This is a genomic window from Pseudactinotalea sp., from assembly GCF_048594945.1.
Classification (GTDB): Bacteria; Actinomycetota; Actinomycetes; order Actinomycetales; family Beutenbergiaceae; genus Pseudactinotalea.
In genome coordinates this window covers 1-1,927 of sequence record NZ_JBMDXJ010000167.1, presented here as the reverse complement: position 1 = coordinate 1,927, position 1,927 = coordinate 1, and the positions used below count along the sequence as shown (strand labels likewise).

The window sequence follows — 1,927 nt, the reverse complement described above, 5'->3', positions numbered from 1 at the left end:
GTCAACCTCCCCCGCGCGCGTCCAAGCACCTGCTGGGTCGAGGTAATCCAGGGCCCTCTGGCTGCGTCGGATGACCTCGAGTCGGGGAGCGGGGGAGGGGAGGATGAGCGTCAGGCTTCTTCGGCCTTCTTCAGGACGTCGGAGAGGCGATTGGCGGCGGCGACAACCGAGGCGGCGTGGAGGCGGCCGGGCTGGCGACTCATCCGCTCGACAGGCCCCGAGACCGACACGGCGGCGATCACGCGACCGCTGGGGCCTCGGACGGGCGCACTGACCGAGGCGACGCCGAGCTCGCGCTCGCCGACGCTCTGCGCCCAGCCACGGCGACGGACGCCCGAGAGGATGGTCGCCGTGAACTTGGCGCCCTGCAGGCCGCGATGCAGTCGGTCCGGCTCCTCCCAGGCGAGCAGGATCTGGGCTGCGGAGCCGGCGAGCATCGTCAGCGTGGCGCCGACGGGGATCGAGTCCCGCAGGCCCATCTGCTTCTCGGCGGCGGCGACGCAGATGCGCTGATCGCCCTGGCGGCGGTAGAGCTGAGCGCTCTCGCCGGTGTGGTCACGGAGCGCGCCGAGCACCGGGCCGGCCGCAGCGAGCAGACGGTCCTCACCGGCGGCGGCGGCGAGTTCGGCGAGCCGCGGTCCGAGCACAAAACGACCCTGCATGTCCCGAGAGACGAGACGGTGATGCTCGAGTGCAACGGCGAGACGGTGCGCCGTCGGACGAGCAAGATGAGTTGATGCGACGAGCTGGGCGAGCGTCGCCGGACCGGCCTCGAGAGCACTGAGAACGATCGCAGCCTTGTCCAGGACGCCGACTCCGCTAGAGTTGTCCATACCCCGATACTGCCGTCTCGGAGGATGAGACGCAAGTCCAGACCGCGGAGAACCCTCGGACACTGGATGAAACGAAAGGTGGTCGAACGATCATGGCCGGGACACTCGCAGAGAAGGTATGGGCCGAGCACGTCGTGCGCCGCGGCGACGACGGTGCCCCCGATCTGCTCTTCATCGACCTTCACCTCGTGCCCGAGGTGACCCGCCCGCAGGCCTTCGAGGGCCTGCGGCTCGCGGGTCGGCAGGTGCGCCGACCCGACCTCACGATCGCGACCGAGGACCACAACACCCCGACCCTCGACATCGACCTGCCGATCGCGGACCTGACGTCGCGCACGCAGATCGACACGCTGCGCAACAACGCCGCCGAGTTCGGTGTGCGGATCCACTCCCTCGGCGACGCCGACCAGGGCATCGTGCACCAGGTAGGCCCGCAGCTGGGACTGACCCAGCCCGGCATGACCGTGGTCTGCGGCGACTCCCACACCTCCACCCACGGTGCGTTCGGGGCGCTCGCGTTCGGGATCGGCACCTCCGAGGTGGAGCACGTGCTGGCCACGCAGACCCTGCCGCTCTCGCCGTTCAAGACGATGGCGATCAACGTCGAGGGCGAGCTGCCGCCCGGCACCACCAGCAAGGACATCATCCTGGCGATCATCGCCAAGATCGGCACCGGCGGTGGCCAGGGCTATGTGCTCGAGTACCGGGGCGAGGCAATCCGCGCGCTCTCGATGGAAGCGCGGATGACGATCTGCAACATGTCGATCGAGGCCGGCGCGCGCGCCGGCATGATCGCGCCGGACCAGACCACGTTCGACTACCTCAAGGGGCGCCCGCACGCGCCCGAGGGAGCCGACTGGGATGCCGCCGTCGAGCACTGGACCACGCTGAGGACCGATGACGACGCGACCTTCGACGCCGAGATCGAGCTGCGGGCGAGCGACCTCGAGCCCTTCGTCACGTGGGGCACCAACCCCGGGCAGGGCCTGCCGATCTCGGCGAACGTCCCGGTGCCTGAGGAGATCGTCGAGGAGAACGACCGTGTGGCCGCCGAGCGCGCGATCGAGTACATGGGCCTGATCCCCGGCCAGCCG

Annotated in this window: 2 protein-coding genes; one reads left to right on the top strand and one right to left on the bottom strand. The window is 69.8% G+C overall.

What is annotated here, in order from left to right; all coding sequences use genetic code 11:
* Nucleotides 1–110 precede the first annotated feature (110 nt).
* Nucleotides 111–833 carry an IclR family transcriptional regulator gene (locus ACOJSN_RS07520; RefSeq protein ID WP_420111886.1) on the bottom strand — a complete coding sequence of 241 codons (723 nt, stop codon included), beginning with the start codon at nt 831–833 and terminating at the stop codon, nt 111–113.
* A 92-nt stretch (nt 834–925) separates the two neighbouring features.
* Here ACOJSN_RS07520 and ACOJSN_RS07515 point away from each other — a divergent pair.
* Nucleotides 926–1,927, top strand: a 1,002-nt coding sequence (locus ACOJSN_RS07515; RefSeq protein WP_420111885.1) for a 3-isopropylmalate dehydratase large subunit, incomplete at its 3' end; no start/stop codon positions are given.